A 19,156-nucleotide genomic window follows, 5' to 3' on the forward strand; every position below is an offset into this window, starting at 1 on the left:
CGAGCGCGGTGTGGGCGGGTGCTGGACGGGCGGTGGACGTGGTCAGTCGCGTCCGGGCCAGAAGACCTCGGTGCCGGCGGCCTCGACCTCACGCACGAGGTCGGCGTTCACGGCGGGGTCGGTGATGATCGTGTCGATCGCGGCGAGCGGGGCGACGCGGCCGAACTCCTCACGCCCGAACTTGGTGTGGTCGGCGAGCAGGATGCTCCGGCGCGCGGACTTGATCATCGCTGACTTCACGGCGGCCTCGGCCATGTTGTGCGTCGTCAGGCCGCGCTCCGGGGTGATCCCGTTGATGCTGATGAAGGCGACGTCGACGCTGACCATGCCGATGAGCTGGTGCGTCCACGTGCCGACCCCGGCGAGGGAGTCGCTGCGGATGTTGCCGCCGAGAAGGTGCAGGTCGATGCCCGGGCGGTTCGCGACGGCCATCGCGACGGGCAGCGAGTGCGTCACGACGGTGAGCCCGCGGTCGGTGGGGAGCATCTCGGCGAGGCAGATCGTCGACGTCCCGGCGTCGATCATGACCGAGCCGTTCTCGGGCAGCTCGCCGAGCGCCGCCTCGGCGATGACCATCTTCTCCGTCTGGTTGATGCCGCCGCGGTCGCCGACGCCGGGGTGGATGGTGATGCGCTCGACGGGGATGGCGCCGCCGTGGGCACGACGGACCAGGCCGCGGCGCTCGAGGCTCGTGAGGTCGCGCCGGATGGTCTCGGGGGTGACCTCGAGCAGCTCGGCGAGGTCCTTGACGTCGACCCGGCCCTGCGCACGCGCCTGTTCGACGATGCGCTGGTGGCGCTCTGGTGCGTACATCGTGGGCCTCGTCGTCTCGGGTCGGAACGGAACGGACACGCTCGGGCACGTCCTCGGCTGATCCGAGCGCTCCGGTTCAGCCGCCAGACGCAAACGGGCATCTGTTTCTGCATTTTTATCCCCGGATGTGTTTGTTTGTCAACGCGGATCGGGGTATGGTGCTGCTCAAGCCGCACGGGCGGGGTTCCCTCCGTGTCGCTGCGCACCGAACGAACCACCCCACCGCAAGCGCGTGTGAGATGAAGGAGTCTCGAATGTCCGAACTGCTCGGAACCGGCGTCGGCCGTGGCGTCGCCCAGGGCCCCGTGCTCCGGATGGCGGACCCGCTCGGCGAACCGTCGACCGCCGCGCTCGAGGGCTCGGCCGACGACGCGAAGCAGGCCGTGGCCTCGGCGATCGCCGCGGTGGCGGAGGACCTCAACAAGCGCGGGCAGCTCGCCGGTGGCGACGCCCAGGCCGTGCTCGAGGCGCAGGCGCTCATGGCGCAGGACCCGACGCTCCTCGACGACGTGCACGCACGCATCGACGGCGGCACCAACCCCGAGCGTGCCGTGCACGAGGCGTTCGCCCAGTTCCGCGACCTGCTCGTCGGCATGGGCGGCTACATGGGGGAGCGCGCGGCCGACCTCGACGACGTCGCCCAGCGCATCGTCGCCAAGCTCCGCGGCGTCGCAGCCCCGGGTGTGCCCGAGTCGGACACCCCCTTCGTGCTCGTCGCCCGCGACCTCGCGCCGGCGGACACCGCGCTCCTCGACCTCGACAAGGTCCTCGCGCTCGTCACCCGTGACGGCGGCCCGACCTCGCACACCGCGATCCTCGCCCGGGCGAAGGGCATCACCGCGATCGTCGGCGTGACCGGCGCGGACGACCTGTCCGACGGCACCGTCGTCGTCGTGGACGCGGCAGCCGGCACCGTCGTGACCGACCCGTCCGCCGAGCTCGTCGCCGACGTCGAGCAGCGCATCGCCGACCGCCTCGCCGCGGCCGCCGCCCCGCTCACCGCCGGCGCCCTCGCCGACGGACACACCGTCCCCCTGCTCGCGAACCTCGGCAGCCCGGCCGACGCCGCGGGCGCCGTTGCTCTCGGTGCGGAGGGCGTGGGGCTCTTCCGCACCGAGTTCCTCTTCCTCGACTCGCCGAAGGCGCCGACCGTCGACGAGCAGAAGGCCTCCTACAAGCAGCTCCTCGAGGCGTTCCCCGGCAAGAAGGTAGTCGTCCGCGCCCTCGACGCCGGTGCCGACAAGCCGCTGCCGTTCCTCACCGACAAAGACGAGGAGAACCCGGCCCTCGGTCGACGCGGCCTCCGCGCGCTCCGGAACCACCCCGAGGTCCTGCGCGACCAGCTCACCGCCCTCGCCCAGGCCGACGCCGAGACCGAGGCCGACCTCTGGGTGATGGCTCCGATGGTCGCCGACGCCGAGGAGACCGAGTACTTCGTCGACCTCGCCCGCGAGCTCGGCATCCGCACCGCCGGTGTGATGGCAGAGGTCCCCTCGCTCGCGCTGATGGCCGAGCAGGTCTTCACCTCCGCCGACTTCGTGTCCATCGGCACGAACGACCTGACCCAGTACACGATGGCCGCCGACCGCATGCTCGGCACCGTCGCGTCGTACCAGGACCCGTGGCACCCCGCAGTCCTCCGGCTCGTCGCGCAGCTCGGCTCCGCCGGGTCCGACGCCGGCAAGGCCGTGGGCATCTGCGGCGAGGCGGCAGCCGACCCGCTGCTCGCCGTCGTCCTCGTCGGTCTCGGCGCCACGACCCTCTCCATGACCCCCGCGGCCCTCGCCGACGTGCGCGCCGAACTCGGCAGGCACACGCTCGACCAGGCCCGCGAGATGGCACAGGCGGCACTCGCTGCGAGCACGGCGGCGGCCGCGAAGTCCGCCGCGGCCGCGGCGCACGCCGTCTGAGCCGACCAGCACCACACCCCTTCACCGCAGCAGCACCACCACACAGAAAGTCACCGCACATGACAACGTCGTCCGTTGCAGCGCCCGACGCTCCCGCGAAGTCGCGGGGCGGCGCACGCGTCGCCGTTCAGAAGTTCGGCACGTTCCTCTCCGGCATGGTCATGCCCAACATCGCGATCTTCATCGCGTGGGGCATCATCACCGCCTTCTTCATCGAGACCGGCTGGACGCCCGTGGGCATCCTCGGCGGCTTCGGTGAGACGGGCGGCGTCGCCAACGTCGGCCTCGTCGGGCCGATCCTGACCTACCTCATCCCGCTCGCGATCGCGATCCAGGGTGGCCGGATGATCTACGACACCCGCGGTGCGGTGGTCGGTTCGATCATGACCATGGGCGTCATCATCGGTGCGAACGGCACCACGATGATCCTCGGCGCGATGATCTGCGGTCCGCTCGGCGCGTACCTCATCAAGCAGATCGACAAGCTCTGGGACGGCAAGATCAAGCCGGGCTTCGAGATGCTCGTCAACAACTACGCGGCCGGCATCCTCGGCTTCGGGCTCGCCATGGCCGGGTTCTTCTGGCTCGCGCCGCTCTTCAAGCTCATCGCCGAAGGCCTCGGCGACGCGGTGAACTTCCTCGTCCAGCACTCGCTGCTCCCGCTCGCCAGCGTGATCATCGAGCCGGCCAAGGTGTTCTTCCTCAACAACGCCATCAACCACGGTGTGCTCGACCAGCTCGGCGCGCAGCAGGTGCAGGAGTCCGGCAAGTCGATCCTGTTCCTCCTCGAGGCGAACCCCGGCCCCGGCCTCGGCATCCTGCTCGCCTTCACGTTCTTCGGTGTCGGCATCGCCCGCTCCACCGCTCCCGGCGCGATCATCATCCAGTTCTTCGGCGGCATCCACGAGATCTACTTCCCGTACGTGCTGCAGAAGCCGGTCCTGTTCATCGCCGTCATCCTCGGTGGTGCCACGGGCGTCGCGACGAACGTCGCCTTCAAGTCCGGCCTCGTCGCCCCGGCGTCGCCTGGCTCGATCTTCGCCGTGCTCGGCGCGACGGAGCGGAACAGCTTCCTCGGCGTCATCCTGTCGGTCATCCTCTCCGCAGCGGTCTCGTTCGCCGTGGCGTCGTTCTTCCTCATCGCGACCCGCAAGCGTGACCTGGCGAACGGTGGTGGCGACATGAGCGCCGCGATGGCGAAGCTCCAGGCCAACAAGGGCCGCGACGTGAACGCCGCGACCTCGGGCCTGCTCGGCAACAACTCCCCGGCGAACGAGCAGGAGTCGGAGGCCACCCTCGGCGGTGTCGGCGCCGGCACGGCCACCGCGACGAAGGTCGAGAACGTCGTGTTCGCCTGCGACGCCGGCATGGGGTCCAGCGCGATGGGCGCCAGCGTCCTCCGCAACAAGGTGAAGAAGGCGGGCATCGAGGGCGTCACGGTCGTCAACAAGGCGATCGCGAACCTCGACGGCACCGAGGACCTCATCATCACGCAGGAGGAGCTGACCGACCGCGCGAAGCAGAAGAACCCGGGCGCGCAGCACGTCTCGGTCGGCAACTTCATGAACGCGCCGCAGTACGACGAGGTCGTCGAACAGCTCAAGAACCAGTAACGCAGTGCAGTATCGGAGGGGACGGCGAACGCCGTCCCCTCCACCACGTCCTCGAACAACAAGGAGAACCACCGATGCCCGTCCTGCAGGAGAGCCAGATCCGCATCCACACCGAGGACACCGCGCCGACCAAGTCGGAGGCGATGAAGGAGGCGGCCGAGATCCTCGAGGCTGCGGGCGCGGTCACGGCGGACTACTACCCGGCGATGCTCGAGCGTGAGAAGAGCGTGTCCACGTACATGGGCAACTTCCTCGCGATCCCGCACGGCACGAACGACGCGAAGGACGCCATCAAGTCGTCGGCGCTGTCGTTCATCCGCTACGCGAGCCCGATCGACTGGGACGGCAACCCGGTGCGCTTCGTCGTCGGCATCGCGGGCGTCAACAACGAGCACCTCGACATCCTGTCCAAGATCGCGATCGTGTTCTCCGACGAGGACGAGGTCCAGAAGCTCACCGACGCGCCCGACACCGCGGCGATCCTGTCGATCCTCGGCGAGGTCAACGAGTGAGCACCCCCACCGCCGTCCACTTCGGCGCGGGCAACATCGGCCGCGGCTTCGTCGGACTGCTCCTGCACGAGGCCGGCTACGAAGTCGTCTTCGCCGACGTCGCCGCACCACTCATCGATGCGCTGGCCGCCGCCGACTCGTACACCGTGCACGAGGTCGGCGCGAACGCCCGCGACCACGAGGTCACGAACTTCCGCGCCCTGAACAGTGCGCAGGACGAAGCGGCCGTCGTCGCCGAGATCGCCACCGCGTCGATCGTGACCTGCGCGGTCGGGCCGAACGTGCTGAAGTTCATCGCTCCGGTGATCGCCGCCGCGCTCCAGCAGCGCGACGCCGGTGCCCCGCCGATCGCCGTCATGGCGTGCGAGAACGCCCTCAACGCCACGGACCGCCTGCGCGAGTTCATCGTCGAGGCGCTCCCGACCGACGTCCGCGACCAGGCCCTCGCCAAGGCCGTCTTCGCGAACACCGCGGTGGACCGCATCGTCCCGGCGCAGCCCGAGGGCGGCGGCCTCGACGTCACGGTCGAGACGTACTTCGAGTGGGCCATCGACCGGACCCCGTTCGGTGGCACCGAGCCGGAGATCCCCGGCGCGCACTACGTCGACGGCCTCGCAGCGTCGATCGAACGGAAGCTCTTCACGGTCAACACGGGCCACGCCACGGTCGCGTACCACGGCTTCCTCGCGGGCGCGGACAAGATCTCCGACGCGATCGCGATCCCCGCGGTCCGCTCCGAACTCGAGTCGGTCCTCGCCGAGACGAGCGACCTGCTGGTCCGTCGGCACGAGCTCGACCCCGAGGTGCACCGCGCCTACGTGCAGGCGATCATCGGTCGTTTCGAGAACCCGCACCTGCCCGACACGGTGACGCGGGTCGGTCGGCAGCCGCTGCGGAAGCTCTCGCGGGACGAGCGTTTCGTGTCGCCCGCCGCAGCCCTCGCCGAGGACGGAACCGAGCCCACGGCGCTGCTCGACGCGATGGGTGCGGCCCTGCGCTTCGACGTCGCGGACGACGAGCAGAGCGTCGAGCTGCAGGCGTTGCTGCGCTCCGACCGGAGCGACGCGGCCGTCGTCACGGAGATCACCGGCCTCGACGAGCAGCACCCGCTGCACGCCGCGTTCGCGGATCGGGTGCGTTCCGCGCGCGCCTAGCGTTCCCACTCGAGGGACTGGAGGCGCGGTGCCAGCTGGCACCGCGCCTCCAGTCCGTCTTGGGTGAGGCTCACCAGCCGAGGGCCGCCAGGAGTTCCGACACCGTCGTGATCGTGGCGCGGCCGAGGTCGGCCACGGCGATGCGCCCCGGGCGGCTGAGCGCCGCATCGGCGCGGAGCACGACGACCCCGGCGACGCCGGCGTCCCGCACCACCCGCGTGTCCACCGCGGTCGGCTTCGCCGCGCGGTCGACGAGCACGACCACCGAACGGCCGAGCAGCGTCGGGTCGGGCTCGTGCGCGATCGACGTGAGCGCCTCGCGCACGTCGGCGGCACCGTCGACGGTCGCTCGGCCGACGACGACGAGGCAGTTCTCCGGCGTCGCCGCGAGCGCCGCGGCCGGCCCGACGTGCGCTCCCATGTCGTGCAGGGTCACCCGCGTGGTCGCCGGCTCGAGCGACGGCAGTCGGGCGGCGAGCTCACCGCCGGAGTGGTCCGTCGCCTGCACGACCACGCCGAGTCGGCCGCCGATCGCGTCCGCGAGGAGTGCCGCGACCGTGGTCGTGCCGGTGCCGCCGGCGACCCCCGTGACGATGACCGTCCGGGCTCGCTGCACGGCCGCACGCCGTGATCCGGGCATCGGGGGGAGCGGAGCCGAGGTCGGTGGGAGGTCGCTCACGAGCCGTCCTCCACGAGGACCTGGGCGCCGATCGCTGCGGCGAACGCGCGGGCGATCTCGACACCGACGTCACCGGCGGACCCCCACGGTGCCCACGCCTCGGTCCACCACACCGGACCGTCGACGTTCGCCCACGGTGCCAGACGCGTGACCTCGACGGTGTTCTCGACGTACTCGGGCACCTGGACGCTGAGCACCGCGGAGCCCCGGCGGTCGACGACCTCGGTCACCGCACCGCCCTCGAGGGTCCGGACGCGCAGGTCGGGCGCCACGTCGGCACCGGCGTCGACGAACGCCGCGAGCTCGGGCGCGCTCGCGGACAGGATGAGGACGTCACGGGGCATCGACGGCTCCCTTCGGGTCGAGGACGGTGGTCTGGCCCGCGGCGTCGGAGCGCGCCGGCTGCGTCGTCGGAGCCGCGGCGAAGTGGGCCACCTGCACGATCCGGGGCGCGGTGCCGCGGCGCACGAGACGGCCGCGTCCGGGCGGGAACTGCTCGGCGTAGACCTTCGGGAAGACCTGGCCCTCGGACCGCTCGCCGCTCAGTACGAGTCCGGTGGCCCCGGAGTCCCGGATGGACTGGATCACGGTGTCGTACATCGCACGCGCGGCACCGGCGACCGGTCGCGTCAGGACGACGTGCAGCCCGAGGTCGCGCGCGGACGGCAGGTACGGCATGAGCGGCGCGAGCGGGTCGGTGCCTGCCGAGGCGACGATGTCGTAGTCGTCGACGAGGACCACGATGCGCGGCCGAGGACCGGTCGAGGTGCCGGCGGCCCGCTGCTCGAGCTCGGCGGCGATGGCGGCCGCCAGCCCGCGGGCGTCCCGGCCGTTCGCAGCGTGCCCGCCGAGGAAGTCGTCCGGGGTGCCCGCCGCAGCACCGCCTCGGACGTCCATGAAGGCGAGGACGAGCTCGTCCGGGGTCGACCGTTCCATGAACCCGGCGGCGAGGCCCCGGAGGAGTGCGGTCTTGCCGCTGGCGGTGTCCCCGAACACGAGCAGGTGCTGGTCGACCGCGGGGTCGAACGCCACGAAGTCCATCGTGTCCTGCCGCAGCGCGAACGGCACGGTGTCCGGCGAGGCGAGCGGGTCCGGCAGCTCGGCGGGGTCGAACGACTCCGGGAGCAGCCGGATCGGCGCTGCCGCGGGGCCGCCCCAGCTGTCCGCGACGCGCTGGGCGAGTGCCGCCAGCTCGTCGCCGACCGCACCGTCCTCGACGTCGTCGAGCACCGGCAGCGCGACCTGGCCGAACAGCTCGTCGCCGGTCAGGACACGGCCCGGCTCACCGGACTTCAGGGTGGCCGCCGCCGCGCGGGCGATGGTCGAGTCGGCCGGGTCGTTCAGCCGCAGCTCGAAGCGCTGCCCGATGAGCGGCTGGTTCGCGAGCCGCAGCTCGTTCCAGCGGGTGAGCGCGACGACGACGTGGATGCCGAAGCTGCCTCCGCGCTGGAGCAGGTCGCCGAAGGCGTCCTCGAGCTCCTCGAACTCGGTGCGCATCACGCCGAAGCCGTCGATGAGCAGGACGACGTCGGCGGACCCCAGCTCGGGCACCCGTCCGGCGGCGTGCCGGCTCCGCAGCATGGCGAGCGAGTCGATGCCGTGGTCGCGGAACACCCGCTCGCGCAACCGGATCATCGCCTGGAGCTCCTCGACGAGGCGGAGCAGGCGGTTCCGGTCGGCCCGGGTCGCGACGCCACCGACGTGCGGGAAGCCCTCGATGCGGCCGAGGCCACCGCCGGCCAGGTCCATGCCGTACACGCTCACCTGGCGCGGCGTCGTGGTGAGCGCGATGGACGCGGCGACCGAACGCAGGAAGGTGGTTCGACCGGAACCGGGCGCGCCGATGACCGCGACGTGGCCGCCGCCCTGCGTGAGGTCGAGCATCCACGGGCGCTGCCGCTGGCGTGCCGGGTCGTCGAGCAGGCCGATCGGCACCGTGATGCCGGTCGGGTCCACATCGGCGTTCGGGTCGAGCACGGCACCGAGCGCCAGACGGGTGGGCAGCGGCGGCAGCCACACCGGTGTCGTCGCCCGGTCGCCGCGGCCGAGGCGTTCGACCGCCTCGTCGACGACGCTCCGGCCGACGTCGGGGGACTCGAGCGTCGCCTCGCCCGGTTCGTCGTCCTCGGTCGCGAGGGTGTTGTAGACCGGCAGCTCGAACGGTTCCGGCGCGGTGTCGGCGGACGTCGGTGCCGCGGCCGAGGCGGGGGTGGCGTCCTCGATCGGGCCGGACACGTAGCCGGACCGGAACCGGGTGTACACGCTGGTGTCGACCTTGAGGTAGCCGTAGCCCGGGACCGCGGGCAGGTGGAACGCGTCGCCGGTGTCCAGGACGACCTGGCTCTCGGCCTCCGAGAAGGTGCGGAGTCCGAGCCGGTACGACAGGTAGGTGTCGAGGCCACGGAGCTTGCCGGCTTCGATCCGCTGGCTGGAGAGCAGCAGGTGCACGCCGATGGAGCGCCCGATGCGCCCGATCATGAGCAGCAGGTCGACGAACTCGGGTTCCGCCGTGAGCAGTTCGCCGAACTCGTCGATCACGAGCACGAGGTGCGGCATCGGCGGCAGCTCGGGCCGGTGCGTGCGGAGCTCCCGGTAGTGCGTGATCGACGGCGCGGCCCCGGCGTCGCGGAGCATCTCCTGGCGACGGCGCACCTCGCCCGCGATGGACGCACGCGCACGGCGGGTGAGCTGCGGGTCGTCGGCGAGGTTGTCGATGAGGCCCGCGACGTGCGGCAACCGGGCGAACGGGGCGAACGCCGCACCGCCCTTGTAGTCGACGAGGATCATCGCGAGGTCCTCCGGCGGGTGCGAAACCGCGAGGCCGAGCACCAGCGTGCGGAGCATCTCGCTCTTGCCGGAACCGGTGGCGCCGATGCAGATGCCGTGCGGCCCCATGCCGAGCTGCGCCGACTCCTTCAGGTCGAGCAACAGCGGGGCGCCGAAGTCGTCGACGCCGATCGGCACGCGCAGGAAGTCACGCGGTGCACGGGGACGCCAGGTGCGGTCGGGGTCGATCGTCGTGACGTCCTCCACCCCGAGCAGGTCGGTGACGCCGATCGCGGCCGACGACTCGGCGCGTTCCTCGGCGTCGGCGGACAACCGCAGGGGAGCGAGCGCTCGGGCGACGGCGGTGACGAGGGTCGGGGCGACCGGGTCGCAGACGGCTGCCTGCACGGGGGCGGGCTCGCCCTCGGCCACGTCGCGCGCGTCGACGATCTCGAGCAGGGTGTGACCGGGCTGCTCCGACCGTGCCGTCACGCGCACCCGCACGTCCGAGGGTTCGTGCAGGCGGTCGGCGACGAGGTGCACCACCGTGATGCGGAGGTCCTCCGGGCGGGTCTCGCCCTCCGGCAGCGCGAGGGGGACGGCCACGCTGCCGTGCTCGTCCGCGAAGACCACGAGACGCGGTAGGTCGCTCCGCTTCCCGGAGTCGCCGGACCGCCGCCACATCGCCGCGGTCCGGGCGCGTTCGCCGAGTTCCCCCGCGAGGGTGCGGGCGAGTGTCGGCACGTCCTCGGCCACCCGCCGGGCGCGCAGCGGGCCGTCGAAGGTGCGGTCCATCCGGGCGTGCGGGAGCAGGTCGAACCAGTCCCAGTCGTCCGCGCGGTCGGCCGGGAACGCCGCCGCGAGGTGCAGGTCCTCCGGCGCGTGCATCGCCGCGAGCTGTGCGACGAGGGCTCGGGCGACGTCGAGCACGGCGGCTCGGTCGCCGACCACCGAGACGTCACCGGCGTCGTCGAGCCGGATCGCGATCGGCATCGCGTGCACGGTGCCGTAGTGCTCGGCGACCTGCTCGAGCTCGGCGAGCATCAGCGGGTCGAGGGGTTGCACGGGGTTCTGGTCCGGCGGCACCGTGAGGTCGAGCCAGGCGACGTCGCCCGAGCCGACCCGGACGCGCAGGAAGTCGGCGTGGGCTCGACGCCGCTCCCACAGCCGCGCCGGGTCCCCGACGAGCCGGGGGAGGGTGTCCGGCGCCGGGTCGACGTGTTCGGCGCGTTCGCGCACCGCCGTCGTCCGGGCACGGAGGTCGCCGCGGAGCTCCTCGAGGTAGTCGAGGTACCGCTCACGCTGGGTGCGACGGTTGCGCACGGCGTTGCCGCGCTGGGTGAACGCCATGCCGAGGCCACCGACGAGGGCGACCACGAAGACCAGCGCCGCGACGACCATGAGCACCGGGTTGTTGCCCCGCAGCACGACCATCATCACGACGGACGAGATCGCACCGACCACGGGCAGCAGGGACTGCAGGGGGATGCCGCCGCTCGGGCCCTCGGGGAGCTGGGGCGGCGGGGCGAGCTGCTCGGCGTCGGGGCGGACGAGCGGCGTGGAGACCCGTGCGGGTCGGTGCACGATGCGGTTCACCGGGACACCTCCGGTGCGTGACGGTCGACGCGGCGGTCGACGGCGGCGTCGACGAGCGCCGCGGTGAGCTGGATGAGGGCGATGCGTGAGGCCGTCGGACGGTCGCCGCCGCCGGTGACGCTCGGATCGCTCGGGATCGGGTGCACGGCGTGGTCGGGCCACTCCGCGGCCGTGCGAGCCGCGCGGAGCCCGGTGCCGGTGGTGTCGACGGGGACGACGAGCACGCGCGACCCGGGTGCGTGTCGACGGATCGCGTCGGCGTGCGCCACGCCCTCCTCGACCGACGGTCGGTCCGGTCCGGTGACGAGTGCGACGACGTGCGCGTCCGCGGCGACGGCACCGAGGTCGACGAAGGGACTGCGGGACCCCCAGTCGCCGACGACGACGTCGAAGAAGCGGGCGATCGGGTCGACGGCGTCGGTCCAGTCCGCGGGCGCCGCCTGACGGCTCGGGAGGCGCGGGTCGCCGATCCGGAGCACGTGCAGTCCCGAGCCGGTCACGGCCAGACCGTCGGTCGCGTCCCAAGAGGTCCGTGCGGCACTGCGGCGCTCGGACGGCGGCGTCGGTCCGGCGCGGTCGGCGCCGGCGTGCGTCGCGAACGAGCGCAGCCCGGCGGCGCCGTCCACCCCGAGGACGCGTCCGGCCCGGCGTCGTGCCAGTACCGTCGCGACGGCCGCCGCGGTCGCGGAACATCCCGTCCCGCCGCGCAGCGAGGCGAAGGCGATGCGTCGGCTCGTCGGCACGCCCTGCCGGATCGCCCGGTGCGCGTCGTCGAGTTCGCGCGCCCCGCCGGCCACACTGCCGAAGAACGCCCGTCCGAGTGCGGGGACCACGTCGTCGAAGAGCCGCATCGTCAGAACGTCTCCAGCAGTGCGGCGAACAGGCCGAACGTCCCGAGCAGCAGCGGCAGGGTCACGACCACCGAGACGGTCTCGAGCACGTTGCCGAGCGATCGCAGCCGTGCCCGCTGGTGCGCAGCGGGTCGGACGCCGGCGAGCAGTGCCCCGACGACACCGAGCCCGGCGAGCATCCCGAGCACCTGCACGGGGGCGGTGGCGGCGTGCCCGACGAGTCCGAGCACCGCGGCGAGGACGACCGCGGACCAGAGCAGGACGCCCTGCAGGGTGAGCGGGAACGCCCGGGTGCGGAGCGCGGCCACGACGACGACGGCGGTGCCGAGGCCGATCGCCCACGGGTCCTGGTCGGCGACGAGGGCGGCGCCGGCGATGGCGATCGGTGCCGCGACGGCCGCCGTGGTCCAGTCGAGTGCCCGGTACGCGTCGTCGAGGGCGGTCACCACGCGGTCGCGGGCGACGGGGTCGCCGCCGCTCACCCGGTCGTCGAGCCCGGTGAGCCCCGCGGACGACATCGCCGCGGACGGCAGGAGCCCGCACACCACGATCGCGGCGACGGCCACCACACCCCACCCGGCGGCCTCGGGAGCGGGGGTCAGCCAGGTGACCATGCCGAGCAGGGGCAGGACGACGCCGACGACGGCGGCGGTGCCGATGGTCCTGGTGCGCTGTCCGATGCCGAGCCCGACGCCGAGCGCGATCCACGCCCAGACGAGCACGAGCGCGGCGATCATGGCGGGCTGGTCGCCGTCGCGGCCGAGCACCGGGCCGACCGCCAGCCCGATCGGCAGTGCGAGTCCGGTGGCCGCCGCGGTGAGGGCGATGCCCGTCCACCGGGCTCCGGCGCGTCCGGCGACGAGGGCCGCGAGCGCGAGGACCACCCCGCTGCCGGCGAGCACCGACGGCAACAGGGCGGGGGAGACGTCGCCGCCGTCGAAGGCCGCCCGGACCGAGGCGACCGTGAACGCCGCGACCACCAGGGTCCCGACGACGGACGCGGTCGCGCCCACGGCACCCGCGGCGACGGCCTGTCGTGCGGCCGTTCCCCAACCGTCCGATCGACGACCGAGCGAGTCGGCGACGGCGTCGGTGACGTCGGAGACCTCCGGCGGCGGCGGCGCGTCGGCACGGCGGACGAGGTGCAGGACCTCGCCGTCGGAGATCTCCTGCGACGCTGCGTCGGCGGCGAGCGAGACCTCTTCCCCCGTGACGCGCACGAGGGCGACCGGGTGCGCGCTGTCCGCGATCGGCTCGTCGAGGATGTCCACCAGCCGCGGCAGCAGTCCGGCGAACGGTTCGTCGGACGCGACGACGACGTCGGCGCGACGGCCGGCGCCGACCACGGTCACGCGGGTGAAGTCGGTCACTTGGTCTCCTGTTGCTGTTGCTGCTGGGCCGCCTGCTGGGCGAGCGCGTTCGTGACGAACGAGTAGCCGAGGCACCCGACGCCCACGACCGCGGCGAGGACGACGCTGCCGATGAACCGCTTCACGTTGTCGTTGACGATCCGACGGTCGGCGAGCCGGCCGAGCACGAACGCCTGCCGGAGCCGTCGTCGGTGCGTCGAGACGCTCTCCAGCAGGATCGAGTCACTGTTCCGTGGCACGCTGCACCTGTTCCCTCGTCGCCTCGTCCATCCCCACCGCGTCGGCCACCCGGTCTCGACCGATGTGGGCGAGCACGGCCGCGAGCTCCTCGACCGGGTCGCGGTCCGGGTGCCGTCCGAACGGCAGGACGAGCGCCGGGATCCGCGGTCGCCCGGCGACGATCGCACCGAACCGGTCGTGCACCGCCCCGGGGTCGAGCCCGAGCTGTCGCACCGACGGCGCACCGAGCAGCATCGCGACCGGGACCGGCGGGAGCGCCATCCGGGGCGCCTGCGCGAGGTCGGCCCGACCCGGGCGGCGGAGGACGAGCGCGAAGAGCGGCAGTTGGGTGGCGGCGAGCCGCCCGAGCACCTGCGGCACGGCTGCGACCCGCACCGACGCCGCTGCATCGCCGGGTGCGCCGACCGACAGCAGGCCGGTCGTGAGCTCCTCGACGCCGTGCTCGGTCCGCTGCGCCGTGATCGTCATCGCGAGCGGTGCGGCCGGTGATCCCACCGCGAGCAACCGGGTCGGGTCGGGCATGCGCTCGCGGGCGGCCTCGGTGAACGCTCGGCGGTCCCAGGCGCGGGTCGCCGGCTCGTGCGTACCCCACCCGGTCGGGGCGGCACCGGCGAGCTCGACGGCGAGCAGTTCGGTCGTCGTGCCCAGGACGGTCTCGGCGCTCGCACGGTGCCGGACGGACGCGGAGACGACGAGCTGGTCCGCGGTCGCGGGCTCCGGACGGAGGTGTCCCACGGCGACGTCCTCGACCGCGGTCGGCGGACCGAGCAGCACCGCGTCGGTGAACTCCTCGAGCCGTCGCCCGTCGAGTCCGTTGCGCAGGCCGTCGTCGCCGCGGACCACCCACGCTCCACCCGCGTCGACCAGCGACTGCCGGAACGCCTCGGTCACGACGGACAGTCCGTCGGTGACGAGGATCGGGCGGGCGCCCTCGGCCGACGCGGTCCGGAGCACGTCGACCTGGGCCCGGCCGAGGCGCACGATGCCCGCGCGGCTCTCGATGCGGATGGTGCCGCCGCCCGCCGAGTCGACGAGCGGGTGCTTCGCGGTCGGGCGGTCGTCGTGCGCCCGCGCTGCACGGAAGGGGTTCACGCGGCGGCCCCGACCCGGTCGACGACGAACGCGTGGTCGCCGATGCGGACGGTGGAGCCGGCCGTGACGGTCAGGTCCACGCCGGGGACGAGGGACTCGAACGACGCGTCCGAACGGATCACCGACGTCCCGTTCGTCGAGCCGAGGTCCCGCAGCACCACGGCGCCGTCCGTCTGCACGAGTGCGACGTGGGTCTTCGACAGCGTGCGGGAGAGGTCGGGCACGGCGACGGTGGCGACGCCCGGTTCGGCCTCCGGGTTGCGGCCGACGACGCAGGTGCCGTGGAACCAGTGCAGCGCGCCGGAGTCGAAGCGCAGCACGACGGCGTCCGCCGGGACGGACTCGTCGGCGACGGGCGCGGTGGGCGGCGGCACGGCCGCGAAGCCGCCGTCGGGTACGGAACCAACGGGTGCGGAACCGACCCCGGACCGACGTGTGGCGTCGAGACCGACGGGATCCGTGCCTCCAGGCAGAGGAGCAGACCCGGGACGGACACCCGCCGACGCGGCCGCACCGAAGGCGGTGCCGAGCGCCGGGGCAGCGGGGGAGAGCGGTTCACGACCGGCGCGCAACGACGCGGTCAGGGTGCCGGTCGCAGCGGCCCACGGACCGGCGCCGGCGGGACGGGGGTGCTGTCCGCGCAGGCGCGACAGCTGACGCACCGGCCCGGCGGGAAGGGCGTCCTCGACGTCGACGACGCGGGTCCCGGTGACGAGACCCCCCGGTCCACGGCCCGTCCTGGAGGCGCGGATCGCCACGATCACGGCCGTCACGACCAAGCCGGTCACCGCTCCGGCGATCGCCGTGCCGAGCGGGTCGGACGAGGGCACGGCCGTGTGGGCGAGGAAGAGGAGGCCGGCACCGGCGGCGGCGCCGAGCAGGCAGACGACCACGTCGACGAGTCGCGCCAGCGCGACCGCGCCGGCGCCCGCCACCGCGACGTCGCGCAGGGCGTCGTACTCCGACGAGGCGACGGTGCGACCGAGGAGCGCACCGCAGTCGGTGCAGAACCGTTGCCCCTGCGTGGACGCAGCACCGCAGCGTCCGCAGGTCATGACCGGAACGACGGTCTCGACCACGATCGACGACATGCCCCACCTCCCATCGGCACGTCCGATCATGTCAGAAGCGGGGCGTGACGCGTGTCGCCCTCGTGGTCTAGGCTGCTGTCGTTCGCTGTCACCCGTACTGGGGTGGGGGGAAGAGACAGAGAGGATGAGCGATGAAGTTCGCAATGGGGGCACAGGTCCTCACCAACCTGACCAAGCAGACGTCCGGCGCTTCCGGTGACCTGGGGACCCTGGTCCGGAAGCTCGCCGACTCGGCCGAGCCGCTGCAGGGCCGCTTCAACGGTGCCGGCCGCGCGGCGTTCGACCGCTTCAAGTCCGAGACGGACACCATCGCCAACGAGCTGAACGGTGCGCTCGCGAGCGTCCTCCAGGGCATCTCGGGCATGGACCGCTCGTTCCAGGAAGGCGACCAGGACATGGCGCAGTCCACGAGCTCGCTCGAGGGCAGCTCCAACTTCGACGCGGCCCGCTTCAGCGGCCGCGCCTGACGGATCTTCGGGGAGAGGGAGAGAACACCATGAGCGGTGGCAACCAGGCAGACCGTCGCGACTACGACGTCGCGGCCTCGCAGAACGCGCAGGACAACTTCAACGCCGTCGCGGCCCAGCTCGAGGCGCTCATCGCGCAGCGTGACTCGGACGTGAAGGCCGCGATGGCCGACTACCAGGCCGACGGCGTCTCGGACGACTACCACGCCAAGGAGCAGCGGTGGAACACCGTCGCGGGCGAGGTCAAGCAGATCATCGCCACGCTGCGTGCGTCGCTGCAGTCGAACGACGAGTCGGCGCAGTCCGCGATCAGCAAGGCGAAGTCGGCCGTCGGCAACATCGGCTGACGTGGTCGACGGCTGGCGGGTCGACCCCGCGGGTGTGCAGAACGTCCTGACGGCGGTCTCGGACCGGACGATCACCATGTCCACCGCCCTCGGTGGGTCCGAGGACGGCTCGGTCCAGGGCGTGGACGCGATCGTCCAGGACGCTGCGACCGCGGCGCAGTCGCAGGTCATCGGTGAGGCGATCGCCGGGTTCTTCGAGCACCGCAAGGACACCCTGACGGGCATCCAGAACCGGGTGCGCGCGTCGCTCCTCGGTGCGTCCGGGGCGACCCAGGCCGTCATCGACGGTGACGACGAGATGGCCGCGACCACGCAGGCCAACGCGGTCTCAGCGGCGTCGAACGGGAACTTCTCGGCGTTCGACGGTGCGCCGGGCGCGAACTAGCAGCAGGCAGCAGGGGGAGTGCAGCAGCGATGAGTGGGCTCGTCAACGTCGGGGAGATCCCGTACACCGACGTCGACACGTCCGGGATCACCGCGGGGGCCGGGAAGCTCCGGACGGTGGCGTCGGCGGTCCGTGACGGGACGGCGGACATCCACAGTGCGTGGGCGCCGATCTCGCACTCGTACGAGGGGCCGGGCGACCAGGACCTGTACGACGCGATGACGCCGATCGTGCCGCAGGGCACGGCGTTCGGCGACGATCTGGACACGGTGGCGAAGGCACTCGACGACTTCGTGACCGAGGTCACCCCGATCGTCGCGAAGCTCAAGACCTACGTCACCCGCGGCAACACCCTGCACGCCGACGTCAAGAAGCACGACGGCGCGTGGGACGAGGACGAGACCCTCAACGGCGAGAACAACGACATCATCAACGGTGTCGCCAACCAGGTTGTCGCCTACCAGGCCGCCGAACGGAAGTGCGCGAACACGATCCGCGGGCTCTCCGGCCTCGCCGCGCTGCACGCGATGACCGGCGACGACCCGGATGACAAGCTCGGCTACGGGTACAAGGAACTCCCGATGGGCACGGAACTGCCTTGGGGCACCGCCGAGGCCCGCAAGGAGAGCTGCGGCGAGAAGACGCTGTACTTCGTGCCGAACCTGCTCAAGGGCGTCGTCGTCGACGGCATCTGGGGCACGGTGCAGGGGCTCGGCATGCTCGTCGGGATCGACGGCACCGGATGGCACCTCGACACCCTCACGGACTCGTGGAAGGGCATGGGGTCGCTCATCGGCTACAACGCCGCGGACGACTCCTGGAGCTGGGGCAACGCGGGCGAGGCCTGGAAGGGCCTCGGCAAGGCGACCGTGGGTTGGGACGAGTGGGCGAAGGACCCGGGTACCGCCGCCGGTCAGGCGATCTGGGGCGTCGGCTCGCTGCTCATCCCGGTCGCCGGCGAGGTCGGCAAGGTCGGGGCGCTCGGCAAGGTGGGCGAGGTCGCGGGGACCGTCGGCAAGGCGGGCAAGTTCCTCGACCTGGTCGACGCGGGTGCCTGGGCCTCGAAGGGTCTGACGTCGGTGCTGCCGAAGCTCGGTGACCTCAAGGGCATCGTCTCCGCCGGGCTCGGCGACTCGCTGCACGGGTTCACGGGCGAGATCGCCGACTTCAAGACCGGGCTCGGGGACCTGCACGGCCACCACGGCGGCGACGTCGAGGTCCCGCCGGCGCGGTCGGAGTCCGGCGCCGATGCGAACGCGAACGCGCACGCCGGTGGTTCGACGGTCGAGGCGCCGCCGGTGCGTGAGCCTGAGCTCGTCGGTGCCGGTGGGCACGGCGGCCACGGGGAGAGCACGACCACGACGCACGGTGGTGGTTCGGAGTCGGGGGCGACCGGACACGGTGGGTCTGGCGACGGGGGACCCGAGCACGGTGGTTCCGGGCACGGCACGGATGCCGGCCCCAGCGTCGGCGGCGACGACACACCGGGTGGTGACGGGCACCCCGGAGCGGACGGCGCGGGCAGCCCCGACGGCGAGGGCCTGACCGACGGGAGCCCGACCGACGGCGCCAGCGACCACGGTACGACCCCCACGGAGTCCCCGGCCTACGCGCACGTCTCCGTCGACTCCGCCGGCAACGACATCAGTCACCTGGTGACCGAGAGCGGTCTCACTCCGACGCAGCTGCACGACTACCTCGCGAACAGCTGGGGTGGTGAGGCCCGTGCTGCGGCCTTCGAGCAGACCGGCGTCTGGCCCCACGACGTGCAGATCCCGAAGGACGCGTCCGTCCTCAAGGCCGACGGCACCATCAACTGGGACGAGGTCCCGCAGGGCGGCTACACCCTCGACGACGCCGGTCAGCCGATCAAGGAACCACTCGTGCCCCAGGTCGGGGACGTCTTCGACCGGTACGGCCCGTCCGATGGTCGGTACACATCGCCGGTGCCCGAGACCGGCCCGTACACCTACGACCAGCGGTCACTGCCGTACCTCGAAGACCCAGCGCAGTACCACCAGTACCGTGTGGTCGGCGACTTCTCGGACATCCAGCGCTACTACGACGCCGCGCCCCAGTCGGTGCAGGCCGACGTCGACCGGATCATGCGACGCTTCAACTCGTCGTTCGAGGATCTCGGTCGAGCGTCCCAGGGTGACATCGCCGCCGGGTTCGGCGCCCACGGCGGCGGGCGTCAGGTCGAGATGCCGATGACGGTCGAGCTACTCAAACGCCTCGGGCTCATCGAGGAGATCTGACGACGGTGTCGT

At 72.4% G+C, this 19,156-nt stretch carries 17 protein-coding genes; 8 read left to right on the plus strand and 9 right to left on the minus strand.

Translation table 11 applies throughout. The features are described from left to right. Nucleotides 1-42 precede the first annotated feature (42 nt). Entirely contained in the window at nt 43-813 is a 771-nt protein-coding gene (locus tag FS532_RS07900) for a DeoR/GlpR family DNA-binding transcription regulator (protein WP_144752254.1), read from the minus strand. 254 nt (nt 814-1,067) lie between these two features. Between FS532_RS07900 and ptsP the strand changes: the two genes are divergently transcribed. The 4 genes from ptsP (at nt 1,068) to FS532_RS07920 (ending at nt 6,002) form a co-directional block, all read left to right on the plus strand. Then, nucleotides 1,068-2,723 carry a phosphoenolpyruvate--protein phosphotransferase gene (ptsP, locus tag FS532_RS07905; RefSeq protein WP_144752257.1) on the plus strand — a complete coding sequence of 552 codons (1,656 nt, stop codon included), beginning with the start codon at nt 1,068-1,070 and terminating at the stop codon, nt 2,721-2,723. Between the two features lie 59 nt (nt 2,724-2,782). Further along, complete coding sequence (locus FS532_RS07910) at nt 2,783-4,336, plus strand: PTS mannitol transporter subunit IICB (RefSeq protein ID WP_144752260.1); 1,554 nt, start codon at nt 2,783-2,785, stop codon at nt 4,334-4,336. A gap of 74 nt (nt 4,337-4,410) precedes the next feature. Further along, a complete protein-coding gene (locus FS532_RS07915) occupies nt 4,411-4,848 on the plus strand; it encodes a PTS sugar transporter subunit IIA (RefSeq protein ID WP_079236519.1) in 438 nt (145 codons plus the stop codon). Continuing rightward, nucleotides 4,845-6,002: a mannitol-1-phosphate 5-dehydrogenase gene (locus FS532_RS07920; RefSeq protein ID WP_144752262.1), complete on the plus strand. Its 1,158-nt coding sequence runs from the start codon at nt 4,845-4,847 to the stop codon at nt 6,000-6,002. The genes FS532_RS07915 and FS532_RS07920 overlap by 4 nt, the downstream gene beginning before the upstream one ends. 70 nt (nt 6,003-6,072) lie before the next feature. Here FS532_RS07920 and FS532_RS07925 read toward each other — a convergent pair whose 3' ends face one another. Genes FS532_RS07925 through FS532_RS07960 form a run of 8 tightly spaced genes read right to left on the minus strand, consistent with a single transcriptional unit; the run spans nt 6,073 to nt 15,687 of the window. Further along, nucleotides 6,073-6,681: a hypothetical protein gene (locus tag FS532_RS07925; RefSeq protein ID WP_144752265.1), complete on the minus strand. Its 609-nt coding sequence runs from the start codon at nt 6,679-6,681 to the stop codon at nt 6,073-6,075. After that, nucleotides 6,678-7,025, minus strand: coding sequence for a hypothetical protein (locus tag FS532_RS07930; protein ID WP_144752268.1), 348 nt, complete (start codon nt 7,023-7,025; stop codon nt 6,678-6,680). Before FS532_RS07930 ends, FS532_RS07925 begins: the two co-directional genes overlap by 4 nt. After that, complete coding sequence (gene eccCa, locus FS532_RS07935) at nt 7,015-11,043, minus strand: type VII secretion protein EccCa (RefSeq protein WP_144752271.1); 4,029 nt, start codon at nt 11,041-11,043, stop codon at nt 7,015-7,017. The genes FS532_RS07930 and eccCa overlap by 11 nt, the downstream gene beginning before the upstream one ends. Further along, complete coding sequence (locus tag FS532_RS18905; protein ID WP_144752275.1) at nt 11,040-11,894, minus strand: hypothetical protein; 855 nt, start codon at nt 11,892-11,894, stop codon at nt 11,040-11,042. The genes eccCa and FS532_RS18905 overlap by 4 nt, the downstream gene beginning before the upstream one ends. Nucleotides 11,895-11,896: 2 nt before the next feature. Then, a complete protein-coding gene (locus FS532_RS07945) occupies nt 11,897-13,264 on the minus strand; it encodes an EsaB/YukD family protein (protein WP_186321956.1) in 1,368 nt (455 codons plus the stop codon). Beyond that, nucleotides 13,261-13,503 (minus strand): hypothetical protein, encoded by a 243-nt coding sequence (locus FS532_RS07950; RefSeq protein ID WP_079236512.1) that lies wholly within the window; start codon nt 13,501-13,503, stop codon nt 13,261-13,263. Before FS532_RS07950 ends, FS532_RS07945 begins: the two co-directional genes overlap by 4 nt. After that, entirely contained in the window at nt 13,487-14,596 is a 1,110-nt protein-coding gene (locus FS532_RS07955) for a DUF6177 family protein (RefSeq protein WP_144752279.1), read from the minus strand. Before FS532_RS07955 ends, FS532_RS07950 begins: the two co-directional genes overlap by 17 nt. Next, nucleotides 14,593-15,687 carry an FHA domain-containing protein gene (locus FS532_RS07960; protein ID WP_144752282.1) on the minus strand — a complete coding sequence of 365 codons (1,095 nt, stop codon included), beginning with the start codon at nt 15,685-15,687 and terminating at the stop codon, nt 14,593-14,595. The genes FS532_RS07955 and FS532_RS07960 overlap by 4 nt, the downstream gene beginning before the upstream one ends. 131 nt (nt 15,688-15,818) lie before the next feature. Between FS532_RS07960 and FS532_RS07965 the strand changes: the two genes are divergently transcribed. Genes FS532_RS07965 through FS532_RS07980 form a run of 4 tightly spaced genes read left to right on the plus strand, consistent with a single transcriptional unit; the run spans nt 15,819 to nt 19,144 of the window. Then, on the plus strand, nt 15,819-16,154 hold the full coding sequence (locus tag FS532_RS07965) for a WXG100 family type VII secretion target (protein WP_079236509.1): 336 nt from the start codon (nt 15,819-15,821) through the stop codon (nt 16,152-16,154). 29 nt (nt 16,155-16,183) lie between these two features. Next, the gene (locus FS532_RS07970; protein ID WP_079236508.1) at nt 16,184-16,501 is read left to right on the plus strand and encodes a pore-forming ESAT-6 family protein; all 318 of its coding nucleotides are present in this window, start codon (nt 16,184-16,186) and stop codon (nt 16,499-16,501) included. Nucleotide 16,502: 1 nt separating this feature from the next. Continuing rightward, the gene (locus FS532_RS07975) at nt 16,503-16,886 is read left to right on the plus strand and encodes a DUF6507 family protein (RefSeq protein WP_144752285.1); all 384 of its coding nucleotides are present in this window, start codon (nt 16,503-16,505) and stop codon (nt 16,884-16,886) included. Nucleotides 16,887-16,915: 29 nt separating this feature from the next. Continuing rightward, nucleotides 16,916-19,144 carry a glycohydrolase toxin TNT-related protein gene (locus tag FS532_RS07980; RefSeq protein WP_144752288.1) on the plus strand — a complete coding sequence of 743 codons (2,229 nt, stop codon included), beginning with the start codon at nt 16,916-16,918 and terminating at the stop codon, nt 19,142-19,144. The last annotated feature ends 12 nt before the right edge of the window (nt 19,145-19,156 follow it).

It is taken from the genome of Curtobacterium pusillum (assembly GCF_007673235.1).
Taxonomy (GTDB): Bacteria; Actinomycetota; Actinomycetes; order Actinomycetales; family Microbacteriaceae; genus Curtobacterium; species Curtobacterium pusillum_C.